Origin of the sequence: Streptococcus symci, assembly GCF_006385165.1 — a bacterium.
Classification (GTDB): Bacteria; Bacillota; Bacilli; order Lactobacillales; family Streptococcaceae; genus Streptococcus; species Streptococcus symci.
In genome coordinates this window covers 1-15,683 of the sequence record NZ_VFJA01000005.1, presented here as the reverse complement: position 1 = coordinate 15,683, position 15,683 = coordinate 1, and the positions used below count along the sequence as shown (strand labels likewise).

17 protein-coding genes, 1 tRNA gene, 1 rRNA gene, 1 other RNA gene and 2 pseudogenes are annotated in these 15,683 nt (G+C 41.2%); 2 read left to right on the top strand and 20 right to left on the bottom strand.

All coding sequences use genetic code 11. The features are described from left to right. Nucleotides 1-84 precede the first annotated feature (84 nt). From FJN11_RS10870 to FJN11_RS09545, 5 genes are all read right to left on the bottom strand, one after another. On the bottom strand, nt 85-273 hold the full coding sequence (locus FJN11_RS10870) for a hypothetical protein (RefSeq protein ID WP_001033680.1): 189 nt from the start codon (nt 271-273) through the stop codon (nt 85-87). Between the two features lie 154 nt (nt 274-427). Continuing rightward, entirely contained in the window at nt 428-664 is a 237-nt protein-coding gene (locus tag FJN11_RS09560; RefSeq protein ID WP_004269958.1) for an acyl carrier protein, read from the bottom strand. Between the two features lie 5 nt (nt 665-669). Next, nucleotides 670-1,662, bottom strand: a complete 993-nt coding sequence (gene plsX, locus FJN11_RS09555) for a phosphate acyltransferase PlsX (protein ID WP_049551864.1) — start codon at nt 1,660-1,662, stop codon at nt 670-672. Next, nucleotides 1,659-2,429: a DNA repair protein RecO gene (gene recO / locus FJN11_RS09550; protein WP_070842474.1), complete on the bottom strand. Its 771-nt coding sequence runs from the start codon at nt 2,427-2,429 to the stop codon at nt 1,659-1,661. The genes plsX and recO overlap by 4 nt, the downstream gene beginning before the upstream one ends. Further along, nucleotides 2,426-3,595 (bottom strand): pyridoxal phosphate-dependent aminotransferase, encoded by a 1,170-nt coding sequence (locus FJN11_RS09545; RefSeq protein ID WP_140224575.1) that lies wholly within the window; start codon nt 3,593-3,595, stop codon nt 2,426-2,428. Before FJN11_RS09545 ends, recO begins: the two co-directional genes overlap by 4 nt. A 149-nt stretch (nt 3,596-3,744) precedes the next feature. Here FJN11_RS09545 and FJN11_RS09540 point away from each other — a divergent pair, with 149 nt between their 5' ends. After that, a complete protein-coding gene (locus FJN11_RS09540) occupies nt 3,745-4,755 on the top strand; it encodes a YeiH family protein (RefSeq protein ID WP_140224574.1) in 1,011 nt (336 codons plus the stop codon). A 31-nt stretch (nt 4,756-4,786) separates the two neighbouring features. Here the strand turns inward: FJN11_RS09540 and FJN11_RS09535 are convergent, their stop codons facing one another. From FJN11_RS09535 to FJN11_RS09475, 13 genes and pseudogenes are all read right to left on the bottom strand, one after another. After that, on the bottom strand, nt 4,787-5,224 hold the full coding sequence (locus FJN11_RS09535; RefSeq protein ID WP_120770745.1) for a CoA-binding protein: 438 nt from the start codon (nt 5,222-5,224) through the stop codon (nt 4,787-4,789). A 116-nt stretch (nt 5,225-5,340) separates the two neighbouring features. Next, nucleotides 5,341-6,309 (bottom strand): ribose-phosphate diphosphokinase, encoded by a 969-nt coding sequence (locus FJN11_RS09530; protein ID WP_140224573.1) that lies wholly within the window; start codon nt 6,307-6,309, stop codon nt 5,341-5,343. A 145-nt stretch (nt 6,310-6,454) separates the two neighbouring features. Continuing rightward, nucleotides 6,455-7,270 carry a PrsW family intramembrane metalloprotease gene (locus tag FJN11_RS09525; RefSeq protein WP_125431576.1) on the bottom strand — a complete coding sequence of 272 codons (816 nt, stop codon included), beginning with the start codon at nt 7,268-7,270 and terminating at the stop codon, nt 6,455-6,457. 24 nt (nt 7,271-7,294) lie between these two features. After that, a complete protein-coding gene (locus FJN11_RS09520; protein WP_033679448.1) occupies nt 7,295-7,792 on the bottom strand; it encodes a beta-class carbonic anhydrase in 498 nt (165 codons plus the stop codon). A gap of 160 nt (nt 7,793-7,952) precedes the next feature. Beyond that, the gene (locus FJN11_RS09515; RefSeq protein ID WP_049551968.1) at nt 7,953-8,648 is read right to left on the bottom strand and encodes a TIGR00266 family protein; all 696 of its coding nucleotides are present in this window, start codon (nt 8,646-8,648) and stop codon (nt 7,953-7,955) included. 70 nt (nt 8,649-8,718) lie between these two features. Beyond that, complete coding sequence (gene radA, locus FJN11_RS09510) at nt 8,719-10,080, bottom strand: DNA repair protein RadA (RefSeq protein WP_080978347.1); 1,362 nt, start codon at nt 10,078-10,080, stop codon at nt 8,719-8,721. Nucleotides 10,081-10,093: 13 nt separating this feature from the next. Then, the gene (locus FJN11_RS09505) at nt 10,094-10,660 is read right to left on the bottom strand and encodes a histidine phosphatase family protein (RefSeq protein ID WP_161800679.1); all 567 of its coding nucleotides are present in this window, start codon (nt 10,658-10,660) and stop codon (nt 10,094-10,096) included. Continuing rightward, a complete protein-coding gene (locus tag FJN11_RS09500; protein ID WP_049551970.1) occupies nt 10,611-11,054 on the bottom strand; it encodes a dUTP diphosphatase in 444 nt (147 codons plus the stop codon). Before FJN11_RS09500 ends, FJN11_RS09505 begins: the two co-directional genes overlap by 50 nt. Nucleotides 11,055-11,110: 56 nt before the next feature. Next, nucleotides 11,111-11,206: signal recognition particle sRNA small type (gene ffs, locus FJN11_RS09495), an RNA gene on the bottom strand. 34 nt (nt 11,207-11,240) lie between these two features. Continuing rightward, entirely contained in the window at nt 11,241-11,708 is a 468-nt protein-coding gene (tadA, locus tag FJN11_RS09490) for a tRNA adenosine(34) deaminase TadA (protein WP_001110112.1), read from the bottom strand. A 199-nt stretch (nt 11,709-11,907) separates the two neighbouring features. Then, entirely contained in the window at nt 11,908-13,194 is a 1,287-nt protein-coding gene (locus FJN11_RS09485; RefSeq protein WP_001832534.1) for an adenylosuccinate synthase, read from the bottom strand. Nucleotides 13,195-13,424: 230 nt separating this feature from the next. Next, nucleotides 13,425-13,661: a sigma(X)-activator ComW gene (gene comW / locus FJN11_RS09480; RefSeq protein ID WP_049487499.1), complete on the bottom strand. Its 237-nt coding sequence runs from the start codon at nt 13,659-13,661 to the stop codon at nt 13,425-13,427. Nucleotides 13,662-13,902: 241 nt separating this feature from the next. After that, nucleotides 13,903-15,229 (bottom strand): annotated as a pseudogene (locus FJN11_RS09475) (IS3 family transposase); the annotation flags it as partial. Nucleotides 15,230-15,252: 23 nt separating this feature from the next. Between FJN11_RS09475 and FJN11_RS09470 the strand changes: the two are divergent. Beyond that, nucleotides 15,253-15,383 (top strand): annotated as a pseudogene (locus FJN11_RS09470) (ISL3 family transposase); the annotation flags it as partial. Between the two features lie 95 nt (nt 15,384-15,478). Here FJN11_RS09470 and FJN11_RS09465 read toward each other — a convergent pair. Further along, nucleotides 15,479-15,552 (bottom strand) — tRNA-Asn (locus tag FJN11_RS09465). Nucleotides 15,553-15,557: 5 nt separating this feature from the next. Continuing rightward, a 5S ribosomal RNA gene (gene rrf, locus FJN11_RS09460) occupies nt 15,558-15,673 on the bottom strand. Nucleotides 15,674-15,683: the final 10 nt, after the last annotated feature.

The window sequence follows — 15,683 nt, the reverse complement described above, 5'->3', positions numbered from 1 at the left end:
CTTCCCAAATGCGCCTATCTATCTCCCAAATGCACTTTTTGGATAAAAAATAGGCAGAACAAGCGTTCTACCTAAAATATATGTTTATTTCTTTTTCTTCCTAATTCTTTTGTCAATCATATACAAAACGATAATCGAAAATAGCGGTGGTACAATATAACTCTTTTCACTCATTGTCAGCTGAAATCCCAGAGTTGCTAGTATCTTAAAGATGAAAATATTCATTAAAAATAGAAAAATAAATACTAAAAAATATTTTAAAATCTTATTCATTTCTTTTCTTCAACTTTCCTAATTTCTATACCTATTTTATCAAAAAAATAGGCAGAACGAATATCCTACCTACTAAAAATATGATATGAAAGGAAATTGATTTTTTATTTTTCCTGACAATAAAAAAGCAACACGACTTGCATGTTGCTTCTTGCTATTCTTTACGTTTGACGACTTCTACCACATCCCCTACACTTTGGAGTTGGTCAATTTCCTCATCGCTGATTTCGATATTAAATTCATCTTCCAGTGTCAAGATAAACTCCATCAAATCAACTGAGTCAGCATCCAAGTCGTCTTTCAGACTCAAGGATTCTGTCACGACAAAGTCTTCTCCCTGTCGCTCTTGGATAATGGTCACAATACGGTCAAAAATTTCTTTTTCTGTCATCTCTTTTATTCTCCTGAAAATTCACGCGCAGTCTTGACAACTACGTCTGTTTCTAACATGGTACGAATCTGGCGAATCGTACTATAAACAGCCTTGGCATCGCTTGAGCCATGAGTCTTGACAACCGGTGCCTTGACACCAAACAAGACTGCTCCACCAACATCTGAGTAGTTGAGCTGTTTTTTCAAACCTCTGAGGCTGTCCTTGAGAAGGAGGGCGCCTAGTTTCGCTCGGAGACCACCACCAGTGATGGAGTTCTTGAGCAAGCCCATGATTCCCATAGCTGTCCCTTCAATGGATTTGAGCACAGCGTTTCCCGTGAAACCATCTGCCACAACAACATCTGCAACGCCATTCATCAAATCACGCGCTTCCACGTTTCCGATAAAGTTTAAACTTTCATCAGCCACCAGTAATTCATAGGTTTCCTTACGAAGCGGGTCGCCCTTACTACTCTCTGTTCCGTTATTGAGCAAGCCAACACGTGGTTGCGCAATTCCACGAACATTTTTAGCATAGAAGGATCCTAGAACCGCGTATTGATGGAGGTGCTGGGCTGTATTTTCCGCATTAGCACCGAGGTCTAGCATGTCAAAACCTTTCCCATCAATAGTCGGCAAAGTCGACATAAGCCCTGGTCGATCGATATTCTTGATACGACCCACGATGAAAAATCCTGCTGCCAACAAAGCACCTGTATTCCCAGCTGAGAGTACAGCGTCTGCTTCGCCTTCTTTGACAGCCTTGGCCGCCAATACCATACTGGCATTTTTCTTCTTCCGAATAGCTCTCGTAGGTTCATCGTCTGAGTCAATCTTCTCATCCGTATGGATAATGCTGACGCGCTCTGTCGCTGTCAGATATTGCTTGATTTTAGCTTCATCTCCGTAGAGTTGAACCTCGATATCTGAAAAGTCAGCTAGGGCTTGATTGACACCCTCAACGATGGCTTGAGGTGCGTAATCGCCCCCCATGGCATCTACTGCGATTTTTTTCATTTCTTTTCCTCTTTTAGTAATTGTCCCCAGTCGGATAGGGAATCAATAAATTTCTTTGATTTTAGGTGAATCCCAACGTACTCTTCGTAGAGTTGATCCATAAATTTGCGTAGCTCTTGCTTGATTTCAGGCTTGAGCGAAATGGTCTCCAAGGTCTCAAAATCAATGGCTTGAAACTGATTGAGCAAATAAGGGATATTAGGATTGAGATGGCAACGTCTCTCATCTTCATGATAATGCTCTGGACAGAGGCAGGCTCCATATTTGAAAGAAAAGTCAAAAGCCTGACCGATCCGATGACAAAAAACACACTCATTAAAATTGAGACTAATCCCAAATCGAGTCAAGATTTGAATTTCAAAAATATTGGTCAAAACTTGATAATCCAATCCCTCTTCCATCAACTCCAAAGTTTTTTGCAAAAAAGCAAACAAGGGAGCATCCTGCTGATTGTCCTGCAAACTAGCATCTGTAAGAGCCGCCACGTAGGTCGCATAGGCCATGACAAAGAGGTCGCTATTAATCTTTGGAAAGGTCATGACCTCATGATAGTCCTCAATGTAGCTAAGCCCATCATCATTGATTCGTAAGAGAAATCTTGCCAACACCAAGGGCTGAATAACAGGCGCCAGCTTAGACTGGCCAGCGTGTTTGACAAAAAACATGCGTTTACCAGCCTGCTCTGTAAAAATCTTGACTAGCTTATCATCCTCACGAAAATTGCGATTGTAGAGTACCAAGCCTTGACTCGTGATAGACTGAATCATGCTTCTCTCATGTACTCCTCAAGTCGTTTCATGGCTTCTTTGATAGTCTCCATGCTGGCTGCATAAGACAGACGCACATAACCTTCTCCGTAACGCCCAAAGGCAGCTCCAGGGATAAAGGCAACGGCCTTCTTCTGAGCAAAATCCTTGAGAAAGGCAAAGGAGTCTTGATTGTAACCAGCTGGAATCTTAGCAAAGATATAGAAGGCACCGTCTGGTTTGATAATCTCAAAACCAAGAGCAGTCATTTTCTCGATAATATAGTCCCGACGCTGGATGTATTCCTTCTTCATAGGCTCCGCATCGTTTTTACCAGCTGTCAAGGCTTCCACCGCAGCATGTTGGGCCATGGTATTTGCGGCAGTCACCAAGTACTGGTGACTCTTGATTAACTGGGCTGTAAAGGCCGCAGGAGCGAAAATCAGACCCAAACGCCAACCGGTCATGGCATGCGATTTAGACAAACCATTGATAATGATAGCCTGATCTCTCAACATGGTTCCCAGAGACACATGGGCTTCGCCTGTGTAGGTCAATTCTGAGTAAACCTCATCACAGACAACGAAAATTTCGTACTTGCGCAAAACAGCTGCCAAGGCTTCCAACTGCTCCCGACTATAAGTAATTCCTGTCGGATTAGCCGGATAGTTGAGAATAACCGCCTTGAGCTTGTCACCCTGCTCCAAAATGGCCTTTTCCAACATATCAGGAGTCAAGACAAACTTATTTTCAGTCGTATCAATCTCGACAATCTCTGCCCCAACTAGATTGACAATCGGTTCATAACCTGGATAGGCAGGAGCTGGCAAAAGTACCTTATCTCCCTCTTCCAAAATAGCCGTCAAAGTAGCAGATAAAGCCTCTGTCGCCCCAATTGTAACCAAGATTTCATTTTCAGGAGCATAGTCCAGTTGGTACTTTTCCTTAACAAAGTCACTGGCTGCCTGACGTAGAGTCAGCAGACCACTCATCCCTGTATAGTAGGATTGGTTCTGATCAATCGCTCGCTTGGCTGCCTCCTTGACATGATCTGGCGTTGTAAAATCAGGTTCCCCCAAAGTCAAACGCAAGACCCCAGGAATCTCCGAAATAGCCTGGTCAAACTGACGAATCAACGAAACTTGAATCTTATCTAACTGTTTATTAAAGCGCTTAGTTAAGTCCATAGATACCTCCTACTTTCAAAACGTATCTCTATTATACTATAAAAGCCCCCCGACCGCAAAAATACATTATAGAATAGCTTTTCCACTGTCTACTTTACTTTTCCTGTTTATAGGTCTATAATGATAAGAGATTTTATTTGGAGGTTTTTATGTCATTTCTATCAAAAAATGGAGCAGGTATCTTGGCCTGCCTTCTCATTTCTATCGTATCTTGGTACTTAGGAGGATTCTTCCCTGTTATTGGCGCGCCCGTTTTTGCCATTTTCATAGGCATGCTCCTGCATCCCTTTCTCTCGTCCTATAAACAACTGGATGCTGGGTTGACCTTTAGTTCTAAAAAATTGCTCCAATATGCCGTTGTCTTGCTTGGTTTTGGTCTCAATATCTCGCAGGTCTTCGCAGTTGGCCAATCTTCACTCCCTGTCATCCTATCCACTATCTCAATAGCTCTGATTATTGCCTACTTCTTCCAGCGCTTCTTTGCACTGGATACAAAACTGGCTACCTTGGTTGGAGTAGGTTCTTCCATCTGTGGGGGTTCTGCCATTGCGGCGACAGCGCCTGTTATTGATGCTAAGGAAAAGGAAGTAGCCCAAGCCATTTCCGTTATCTTTTTCTTCAATGTCTTGGCTGCGCTCATCTTTCCAACCCTCGGCACCTGGCTTCATCTATCCAATGAAGGCTTCGCCCTCTTTGCAGGGACTGCGGTCAACGACACTTCCTCTGTAACGGCTGCCGCCAGCGCTTGGGACAGTCTTTACCAAAGCAATACCCTCGAGTCTGCAACCATTGTTAAACTCACACGTACTTTGGCCATTATCCCTATCACGCTCTTTCTATCCTACTGGCAAAGTCGCGAGCAAAAAAATAAGCAAGGTTTGCAACTGAAAAAAGTCTTCCCACTTTTTATCCTTTACTTTATCCTCGCATCTCTCCTAACCACCCTCCTGACCTCTCTCGGTGTGTCCAGTAGTTTCTTTACCCCTCTCAAACAACTCTCCAAATTCCTCATTATCATGGCCATGAGTGCTATCGGTCTCAAAACCAATCTAGTAGCTATGGTCAAATCCAGCGGAAAATCAATTCTTCTTGGAGCCCTTTGCTGGATTGCCATCATCCTCACCAGCCTTGGCATGCAAGCATTGATTGGTATTTTCTAACACAAAAGGTAGCCCACCAGCTACCTTTTTCTTATGCTTCCTCAATCAAGCGTGTATGTTCTCTCTTAATACAACGATTCATCACGATGTCATCACATCCACCAGCACGCAAGATTTCTTCCGCTTCTAGACTTTCAAGTCCTAGCTGTGCCCAAAAAATCTTGGCATCAGCCTTTAGAAAATCACGCGCCACATCTGGCAGAAATTCACTGCGACGGTAAACATTGACAATATCTACAGGAAAAGGAATCTCAGCTAGACTAGCATAAGCCTTTTCACCCAATATTTCACCACCTGCTACCTTGGGATTGACTGGGATAATTTTATAACCCCGAGACTGCATTTCCTTAGTCACTCGATTGCTAGTCGTTTCCTCACGGTCTGACAGGCCCACCACAGCAAGAGTTTTACTCGTTGCTAGATACTGACGAATCACGCCATCACTTGGATTGATAAATTCTTGACTCATAGAAATCCTCCTTTTTCATCAGTATAGCACATTTTGAAAAGGCTTGCAGATTTTTAATATAAAAACCTCCTAGCAGTTCACTTCTGCTAGGAGTATGTTTTATTCTAAATGAAAACTTAAATCTTTTTCTCAATACTGAAAAGTGGAGAAAGTGGGCGTTTTTCATGGATACGTACAATAGCATCCCCTAGGAGATGAGCGATTGAAATCTGCTCAATCTTATCAATCAAACGTTCTTCTGGCAGATAGATGGTATCCAAAACAACCAATTTCTTGATAGCTGATTTTTGGATATTGTCCATAGCAGGGCCAGAAAGAACTGGGTGCGTACAGCTCGCATAGACTTCAACAGCACCAGCTTCCGCAAGGGCATCTGCCGCGTGACAAATCGTTCCAGCAGTATCAATCATATCATCAATCAAGATACAAGTCTTGCCTTCGACCTTACCGATGATGTTCATGACTTCACTAGTATTCATCTTATCAACGCTACGACGTTTATCAATGATAGCGATAGATGTTTTCAAAAATTCTGCCAACTTACGAGCACGAGTCACCCCTCCATGGTCTGGACTGACAACCACATAGTCAGAACCAACCATGCCACGACGCTCAAAATAATCCGCAATCAGAGGAGCTCCCATCAAGTGATCCACAGGAATATCAAAGAATCCTTGAATCTGCGCAGCATGCAAGTCGATGGTCAATAAACGATCCACTCCAGCTACTTCAAGCATATTTGCGACAAGTTTTGAAGTGATTGGCTCACGCGCTCTCGCCTTTCTATCCTGACGTGCATACCCATAGTAAGGCATGACAACATTGACAGATTCTGCACTCGCACGCTTCAAAGCATCTACCATAATCAAAATTTCAAGCAGATTGTCATTTACAGGCGAACTAGTTGATTGTAGGATAAAGACGTGTTTCCCACGGATTGATTCTTCAATGTTGACCTGAATCTCTCCATCTGAAAATTGGCGAACACTTGATTTCCCCAACTCTATCCCAATCTCCTGCACTACACGTTTTGCCAATTCTTGATTAGAAGAAAGGGCAAACAGCTTTAAATCAGAAAAAGACATGATTTCCTCCGGTATATATGTATCGCTTGTGCTTTTCACAAGATTTTTCCATCTACCATTGTAGCGCTTTTTACACTATTTTTCAATCAAAAATAAAAGAAGGGCAGCATATTTGTGCCCCTACATCATTCTTTTAAAAAATATTCTAGTTCATCAACTCATTGTGCTTCTCAACAAAGCGATACGCCTGATAAAAACCATAAAGAGTAATAGCTGTAACCGCTGGAATCGCTAAGGGTAACTCTGTCTCTAATTCCACAAAAGGAGAGTTAAACAGGAAGTGAGTTCCTAAGGCTAAACCTAGGAAAACAAACCCCTGTTTCTTGCCAACATTCTGTCCTTTATATGCTTTATAAAGCAAGTAAACACCCACTACAGCTAGACCTGAAAAAGTCCAGTGAGAGGCAATTCCTGAGATGATACGCTCTAAAATTCTCGAAATAGTAAAGTCAAAGCCCTCTGGCAAATCCGTACGAATATAGCCAATATCCTCAATCATTTGGAATCCCAAGCCAGAAGCAATGCTTAGTAAAAACAAAGATTTTAATTTTCGTACAGGAATCAAAGCTAAAACAAAAACAAGGGGCAACAATTTCAACGGCTCTTCTACCAAAGGAGCCACAATAGCACTTTCAAAGGCATTTAAAAATGCACTATCTGGGAAAAGAATAACCAGCAAATCATGGATATAGGTATTAGCAAAGCTAGACAGCCAGCCTGAAAGGAACATCCCACCCAATAAAGACAAAATCAAGGCTTTCTTTGGCAATTCCCATTTTTTCCCAATGCGGAAAAGGAAATAAAGAGCTGGAATCATGTAAAAGAGAGCTAGAAAGATAGAAACTCCCATTAGTCCATATTCCGCACCTGACATAGAGCCGTCAGTATAGTAGATGGTTTCATACTGTAAACCAATACATAGCAATAAGATAAAAATAAATAAAATGCTGTTTTTCTTCATACACTTTCTTTCTAAATGAAGTATTTATAATTCTACGACTGTCATCCTTCCTGTATCCACATCGTAAACCGCACCTGAAATAACAACATCATCTGGGATTAGAGGAGTTTCCTGTAGCAATCTCATATCCTCACGAACACTTTCATCAATGTCTTGAAAAGGCAAAAAGTCCTTGTCAGAAACATCCACTCCTAGTTCTTTTTTCAAATACTCCTGAAAAGGACCATTTTCAAATGTCTGTGCACCACAGTCTGTATGATGGAGCACCACAATTTCCCTTGTCCCCATTTGTTGCTGGGAAATCACAAGCGAGCGAATCATATCATCTGTCACTCGCCCTCCAGCATTCCGCAAAATATGAGCATCTCCCAGAGCCAACCCAAGAGCTGGCGCAACGTGTAAACGCGAGTCCATACAAGTTACGATTGCAACCTTGGTCTTTGGTTTGATTGATAAATGAAGATCTCCATGCAGTTCTACATAGGCTTGATTGGCTTTTAAAAAATTTTCAAAATAGGACATGACAACTCACTTTCTAGTCTATCAGATAATTTGAACACCAAATTATTTATATCCTATCTTACCATCTTTTCTTTGTCTTGTCAGTTGTCAACCTTCATATAAAAAAAACTGGGACAGAGACATCCAGCTTCTAGCCTGGGCTTCTGTCCTAGTTTTATTTTTATGAACCTTTTTGGATATACTTATTGAGCGATCCTGCAAAGCTCTGAAGATTGAGACTTTGTACGTAGACCTCACCAGTTCCTCGGAAGGTATTCACCACTCCTTCGCCTGTACCAATAGACTGCCAGAAGCTATTTTCTAAGTGGATATTATAGTCCAAAGATTGACTCCAAGCCACCACATGGGCATTGTCAATGGTTATTTCTTGGTTTTGTAGCTTAATTTTCTTGATAGAGCCAAAAGCATTGACCAAGAGAGTTCCCTGGCCTTGGGTAGTCATCACAAAGAGACCGCCTTGCCCTCCGAACAGAGCTTTACCAATAGACTGACTCTCCATAGTATAGGAAGCTGTACCATCAAGAGCTAGAAAAGCCCCATCATTCAGTCGATATTGTTTTTCACCTAGTTCAAGAGCAATTACTTGCCCAGGAGTATCTGGTGCTAGAGCAAGGTTCCCGTTATCAGACTCTGCTACAGCTTGAGTAATGAAGGTGCTTTCACCAGAAACCATTGAACGTCCTACAGCTTTAACAAAACGTCCCAAACCTGAACCGCTAGCATTGAGCTGGGTATTGAGACTTACGTTAGGCGTGTGGTAAACCATACTACCTCGCTGGATATAGACGGTTTCTCCTTGATTGAGTGACAACTCTACCAAAGGAAATTGCATATGATTGTCCATAGAAAATTTCATAAGAAATTCCTCCTTGTTTTAATAAATGTTAGCAATAAAATAATTAGTCATCTAAAGCTGACCATAACTATTAGGAGAATACCTTTTTCAAAACTTCCTGAATCGTTGTCACTCCAATGACCTGAATTTCCTTGGGTGGAGTGATTCCCGTCAAGGAATTATTGGGTACATAAATCTTAGTAAAGCCCAGTTTAGCAGCTTCATTGATACGTTGCTCGATACGATTCACGCGCCGAATCTCTCCTGTCAAGCCCAGTTCTCCTACAAAACATTCCTGAGGATTGGTAGGCTTGTCTTTATAACTCGAAGCAATGGCAACAGCAACAGCTAAGTCAATGGCAGGTTCATCCAATTTGACACCGCCAGCAGATTTGAGATAGGCGTCCTGATTTTGCAAGAGAAGACCTGCACGCTTTTCCAAAACAGCCATAATCAAGCTGGCTCGATTGAAATCAAGTCCTGTCGTCGTACGCTTGGCATTTCCAAACATGGTCGGTGTTACCAAAGCCTGAACCTCCGCCAAAATCGGACGCGTCCCTTCCATGGTCACAACGATTGATGATCCAGTCGCTCCATCCAAACGCTCTTCTAAAAAGACCTGGCTAGGATTGAGCACCTCAACCAAACCGCCCGACTGCATCTCAAAAATCCCAATCTCATTAGTGGAACCAAAACGATTTTTAACCGCCCTCAAAATACGGAAGGTATGGTGACGCTCCCCTTCAAAGTAAAGCACCGTATCCACCATATGCTCCAACATACGAGGACCAGCCAAGGTTCCTTCCTTGGTCACATGACCTACGATAAAGATGGCGATGTTATTAGTTTTGGCCAGCTGCATCAGTTCAGCCGTCACCTCACGCACCTGAGAAACAGACCCCTGCACCCCTGAAATCTCAGGAGACATGATGGTTTGAATTGAATCAATAATGAGGAAGTCTGGCTGGATTCTTTCCACCTCAGCTCGAATACTCTGCATATTAGTCTCTGCATAGAGATAAAACTCGCTATCGATATCTCCCAAGCGCTCTGCTCGCAACTTGATTTGCTGGGCAGACTCCTCCCCACTGACGTAGAGAACAGTCCCCACTTGGGACAACTGGGTTGAGACTTGTAGGAGAAGGGTTGATTTTCCAATCCCAGGATCCCCGCCGATGAGGACGAGACTTCCTGGTACCACTCCGCCTCCAAGTACACGGTTGAATTCCTCCATGTCCGTCTTAGTTCGATTAACGTTGATAGAAGTCACCTCAGCCAGTTTCATAGGCTTGGTTTTCTCACCTGTCAAGGACACACGCGCATTCTTGACCTCGGCAACCTCAACCTCTTCTACAAAAGAAGACCAAGACCCACAGTTGGGGCAACGCCCCAGATATTTAGGGGAATTATACCCACAATTTTGACATACAAATGTCGCTTTTTTCTTTGCGATGATAAACCTCTTTCTATATCTCTAACTCACATTCAATCACTTGGCAAAAATCAATCTTCTCGTCTGGTACAAATTGGCGCATGAGCATTCGATGAGCGACAACTAGCACTGTCTGGTAGTCTCGGTACTTAGCCATGCATTCTAGAAAACGAGACTTCATTCCCGTAGCTGTCTCATATTGAATAGGGCTATTAGGAAGTAACTCCCCCTTATTTTCTAGAAACATAGTACGAGCTTTTTCAAAATTATCTGTGCCACTTTCATAAACCTGCCATTCATGCAATAATGGCTCCACTCTCAAAGGAAGTCCAGTAACACAAGCCACATAAAAAGCCGTTTCTAAAGCTCTTGTGACTGCAGAAGATATGATTATTTCAGCTGAAAGGAGTAAAGGATTGGTGCTCAGTTTCTGGGCTTGTTGCCGTCCCTTCTCAGACAAGGGTGCCAAATCTATCCCAAATCCCGTATAAGAACGCTCCTCTAACTCACTATAATCTGGCTCCCCGTGACGTACAAAGATAATCTTCATCCTAGTCCCCTGTCGAACCAAAACCACCAGTCCGTAAACCGTCTGCCACATCTCCATCTGCAATTAAGAAAGGAGCAAAGACAGCCTGGACAACACGTTCTCCAACTTCAAGAACAACCTCTTGGTCTGTTATATTCTTCATCTGAGCAAAAATATGCCCTTCATTTCCAGGATTTCCATAATAATCCCCATCAATGACCCCAACTGAATTAATTAAAACCAAGCCTTTCTTACGAGGATTTGAAGAGCGATCATAGAGGTAGAGAACCTCAGTCGGTTGCATATAAGCCTTAACCCCTGTCGGAACCAAGACAATCTCTCCTGGCGCAATAACCGTACGCACAGCAACCTTTAAATCGTAACCAGCCGCATGCGCTGTCTCACGCTTGGGCAATAAATTTTCATCTGTAAAACTAGAAACCAATTCAAAACCACGAATTTTCATCATCTTCTCTTTTCTATTATCATTTATTCTAGATTATTCTATCTTATTTATTCGGAAAAAGCACGAAAAAAAGAGCACACAATTCAAATCGCTTAGGGCTGCTGGATTCCTCCCCTGACCCGCTTCACGCAGAACTGTTGCTCCACCATTTATTATATCACATTCCTATTCATTTTAAAAGCAAAATTATTTTTTCCGTCTATTTCTAAAAAAATCCTGCATAATAGCTGCACATTCATCTTCCAAAATTCCCGTTTCAACCTCCACACGATGATTGAGACGCTCATCTGTCAAGATATCGTACAAACTCCCAGCAGCGCCAAATTTCTGGTTTTTAGCCCCATAGACCACGTTTGGAATACGGGCAAGGCCAATCGCCCCACTACACATGACACAAGGCTCAATGGTCACAAAAAGCGTGCAATCCAGCAAGCGCCAGCTCTCCTCACTCAGGTTCGCATTCTCTATAGCCATAATCTCCGCATGCATTACAGCTCGTTGCAACTCCTCACGCGCATTATGCCCACGGCCAATGATTTCTCCGTCCTTGACAATCACACAACCAATTGGAATTTCATCGTGTTCAAGAGCAATCTCAGCCTCTCTCAAAGCTTCCCTCATAAAGACTTCTTTTTCTTCAACTGTATAATTCATCAATTTCCCTTTTACTACTTATCGATTTTATTATTATATCATGAATCCCAAGACAAAAAAAGCCACCGAATGCGGTGACTTTATAGGGAGATTATTATGAAAAAGAAAAGTTTAGGATATTTGTTACAACAAGTTAGGAGGTCTTCTTGTAACTGTCTATAGTATACCCGACCTATCTTAAACAAATCTTAAAAATCTCTTAAGACCAAACACTTTCTAAAATATTTGTTTGTTCACGACCAGGACCTACTGAGAAAGTAGAAATACGAACGCCAACCAATTCACTCACACGACGAACATAGTTACGCGCATTCTCAGGAAGATCTTCCAAATTACGAACTCCGGTAATATCTTCTGACCAACCTGGCAACTCTTCATAGATAGGCTTGCAACGCTTCAATTGCTCAAGACTAGCTGGATAGTAGTCAATACGTTGACCATCAAGATCATAGGCCACACAGATTTTCACTGTATCCAAACCACTCAAAACATCGATAGAGTTCAATGAAAGGTTCGTAATACCAGAGACACGGCGGCTATGACGCATCACAACTGAGTCAAACCAACCCACACGACGTGGACGACCAGTTGTTGTACCATATTCATGACCGACTTCACGGATACGTTCTCCCACTTCATCAAACAACTCAGTTGGGAAAGGACCGTCTCCTACACGACTCGTATAGGCTTTACATACACCAACAACCTTGTCAATCTTACTTGGACCAACACCAGAACCAATGGTCACACCACCAGCCACAGGGTTTGACGACGTAACAAATGGATAGGTACCTTGGTCGATATCTAGCATAACACCTTGTGCACCTTCAAAAAGCACACGTTTACCGTTATCAAGCGCATCATTCAAAATGACAGATGTATCTGTCACATACTTCTTGATTTGTTGACCATATTCGTAATATTCTTCAAAAATATCATCGAAAGCAATCGCTTTACTGTCATACAATTTTTCAAAAAGACGATTCTTTTCAGCAAGGTTACGTTCTAAACGCTCACGGAAAATATCTTTATCCAAAAGATCTGCGATACGAATCCCAACACGAGCAGCCTTGTCCATATAAGCTGGACCAATCCCCTTGATTGTAGTACCAATCTTATTGTCGCCCTTAGCTTCTTCTTGCAAACGGTCTAACTCGATATGATAAGGCAAAATAACATGCGCGCGATCAGAAATACGCAAGTTATCAGTTGTCACACCCTCCTCATGAAGATAGCTCAACTCTTTTACAAGAGATTTAGGATTTACAACCATTCCGTTACCAATAACAGAAATTTTTTCAGGGAAGAAAATCCCGGATGGAATCAAGTGCAACTTAAATTTCTTACCATCAATCACAATTGTGTGACCTGCATTATCACCACCTTGGTAACGTGCAATCACTTCTGCATTCGCTGAAAGGAAGTCAGTAATCTTCCCTTTACCTTCATCACCCCATTGGGTACCTACAACAACAACTGAAGTCATAATCTTGTCTGAGCCCTCAGGCTCTTCCTTTCTCACATACATGGCAGGACTCTCACCTGCAATTATATCTTACAATTTATTATAAGAAAAAATCGACTTTTTATCAAGAAGAAACAATAGAAAGATTTGCTATTTCCAACTATTAAAAAATGATTTAGAAATAATTCCGGCTATTTATCATTATTTTCCCACAAAAAAATAAATTTGTTCGGAAATTAACTCATACTGTCTCAACAAGCAACAAAACCTTGTTTCATTATCAATTTTTCAAGATACAAACGATAAGCAACACGATAATGGTAAACAATAAAATCCCGATGATTCCCAATGCTATATCGGAAAAGATAATAAATCAAAAATTTAAAATGAAAATGTTCCCAGTCAAAATGATCTCCGAAGAACGTACCATACTCTTCTTCAATATTTCTATAAAAATCCGTCATCTGCTCATAAATCTTTTGTAACATAAGCCTATACCCCTTTACTTTTTATAAGCTTATTCTAACAAAAAATTTTACACATTCACTATCAATTCCTGAATTGCTTAAAAACCAACCTCAAAAAGATAACAAATAGGAAAAGTTGACAGAATAGGAACAAATTTACTACCTAAATTAGACTATTATGGATCTTATTAACTGTGTTAAATACTAAAAGAGACTGAGGCAAAAATCTTAAATTAAGAAAACGCATAGCATCAGATTGTACTGACCCCAATCTGTATTGCACAGGGCTAAGTCCTTTTAGTTTTACCTTAATTCGTTTGTTGTTGTAGTAATCAATATAGTCTACAATGGCTTGTTCCAATTGCTTAAGCGACTGAAACGACTTCTCATAACCGTAAAACTTCTCCGATTTCAGAATCCCAAAGAAGGACTCCATCATACCGTTGTCTGGGCTGTTACCATTGCGCGACATGGATGCTTGAATTCCCTTACTCTCTAGGAACCGATGGTAAGCATCGTGTTGGTATTGCCAACCTTGGTCACTATGGAGAATCGTATTCTCGTAGTGCTTCTCTGTGAAGGACTGTTTCAACATGGTTTTTACTTGTGCTAAGTTCGATGAAGTTGAAAGATTATAGGCAATAATTTCGCTATTAAAGCCATCTAAAACAGGCGATAAATACAATTTCTGCGTGCTATTTGGAATGGCAAATTCTGTCACATCTGTGTAGCACTTTCCCATTGTTTTAGAGCCTTCAAATTGACGTTGAATGAGATTATCTGCCTTCTTACCATGAGAAGAATATTTTCGTTTCTGTCGCATTTTAGCTTGTAAATTGAGTACTTTCATCAAGCGTTGAACTCTTTTCTGATTTACCAGATAACCACGATTTCTTAGTTCTAAATGAATCCGACGATAACCATAATTTCCCTTGTGTTCGATAAAAATTAATTGAACTTCAGCTTTAAGCTCTTGGTCCTTATCTGGTTTGTCTAGCTGTTTCAAGTGATAGTAGTAAGTCGAACGAGCTAGTTTAATGGCTTTTAGAAGAATATCTAACGAAAACTCAGTCATTAATTCTTGAACAATTTCGGTCTTTCTTCTTTCTCTTTTTTCTCCTTCAATCGGAGTTCTCTCAACTTTTTTAGGATGACATTCTCCGCTCTCAGGTAGTCATTTTCTGCTTGAAGACGTTCTAATTCTGTCCTCTCTTCAGGTCTCTTTTTTGGCTTACGTCCCATTTTAGGTACTCTCCCTCTTGTTTTCTCAACAATAGTATACCCGTTTTTCTTGTATTGTGCTAGCCAGTTAAGAAGTATCGTACGACTTGGGAGGCCGTATTCAAGAGAAACTCTATCTTTAGTCCAGCCTTCATGTAAGACTTTATGAATCATTTCTTGTTTTAAATCAGGAGAATAGTAACGATTTTTTCCTTTTTTGACGAACTTTATTCCGTAACGATCAATCAATTTAATCATGTATCTAAGATTAGAATTGTTTATCCCAAATTTATTTGAAAGCTTCTCTAGCTATATCCTTATTTTCTAAGTTCATAGATCTGAACTTTATCATCATATGTTAATTTCATAATAAAAACACCCCAAAAGTTAGATTTTTCAGACTGTTTTTAAAATCTTTCTCAAGGACAAATATAAAATCGTCAACACTTTGAAAACTTCAAAAAAAGTATTTTCATCGCTCTAAACATCAAAAAAGAAAGGACGAAATTTGTCCTTTCTAGATATTACCTTTTCTTCAATCCACTACAGTTGACAGAGAGCCTATTTTTATGTTCACCAAAATAAAAAAAGAGGACTAAACCTCTCTTAATTAACTACTCCGCCAGTAGGACTCGAACCTACGACATCATGATTAACAGTCATGCGCTACTACCAACTGAGCTATGGCGGAATAAAGCTAAGCGACTTCCATATCTCACAGGGGGCAACCCCCAACTACTTCCGGCGTTCTAGGGCTTAACTTCTGTGTTCGGCATGGGTACAGGTGTATCTCCTAGGCTATCGTCACTTAACTCTGAGTAA

Bases quoted from the DNA above. Each gene is read 5' to 3' on its own strand.
- FJN11_RS10870 (WP_001033680.1), bottom strand. From the start codon at position 273: ATGAATAAGATTTTAAAATATTTTTTAGTATTTATTTTTCTATTTTTA.
- FJN11_RS09560 (WP_004269958.1), bottom strand. From the start codon at position 664: ATGACAGAAAAAGAAATTTTTGACCGTATTGTGACCATTATCCAAGAG.
- plsX (WP_049551864.1), bottom strand. From the start codon at position 1,662: ATGAAAAAAATCGCAGTAGATGCCATGGGGGGCGATTACGCACCTCAA.
- recO (WP_070842474.1), bottom strand. From the start codon at position 2,429: ATGATTCAGTCTATCACGAGTCAAGGCTTGGTACTCTACAATCGCAAT.
- FJN11_RS09545 (WP_140224575.1), bottom strand. From the start codon at position 3,595: ATGGACTTAACTAAGCGCTTTAATAAACAGTTAGATAAGATTCAAGTT.
- FJN11_RS09540 (WP_140224574.1), top strand. From the start codon at position 3,745: ATGTCATTTCTATCAAAAAATGGAGCAGGTATCTTGGCCTGCCTTCTC.
- FJN11_RS09535 (WP_120770745.1), bottom strand. From the start codon at position 5,224: ATGAGTCAAGAATTTATCAATCCAAGTGATGGCGTGATTCGTCAGTAT.
- FJN11_RS09530 (WP_140224573.1), bottom strand. From the start codon at position 6,309: ATGTCTTTTTCTGATTTAAAGCTGTTTGCCCTTTCTTCTAATCAAGAA.
- FJN11_RS09525 (WP_125431576.1), bottom strand. From the start codon at position 7,270: ATGAAGAAAAACAGCATTTTATTTATTTTTATCTTATTGCTATGTATT.
- FJN11_RS09520 (WP_033679448.1), bottom strand. From the start codon at position 7,792: ATGTCCTATTTTGAAAATTTTTTAAAAGCCAATCAAGCCTATGTAGAA.
- FJN11_RS09515 (WP_049551968.1), bottom strand. From the start codon at position 8,648: ATGAAATTTTCTATGGACAATCATATGCAATTTCCTTTGGTAGAGTTG.
- FJN11_RS09505 (WP_161800679.1), bottom strand. From the start codon at position 10,660: ATGTGGCAGACGGTTTACGGACTGGTGGTTTTGGTTCGACAGGGGACT.
- FJN11_RS09500 (WP_049551970.1), bottom strand. From the start codon at position 11,054: ATGAAAATTCGTGGTTTTGAATTGGTTTCTAGTTTTACAGATGAAAAT.
- tadA (WP_001110112.1), bottom strand. From the start codon at position 11,708: ATGAATTATACAGTTGAAGAAAAAGAAGTCTTTATGAGGGAAGCTTTG.
- FJN11_RS09485 (WP_001832534.1), bottom strand. From the start codon at position 13,194: ATGACTTCAGTTGTTGTTGTAGGTACCCAATGGGGTGATGAAGGTAAA.
- comW (WP_049487499.1), bottom strand. From the start codon at position 13,661: ATGTTACAAAAGATTTATGAGCAGATGACGGATTTTTATAGAAATATT.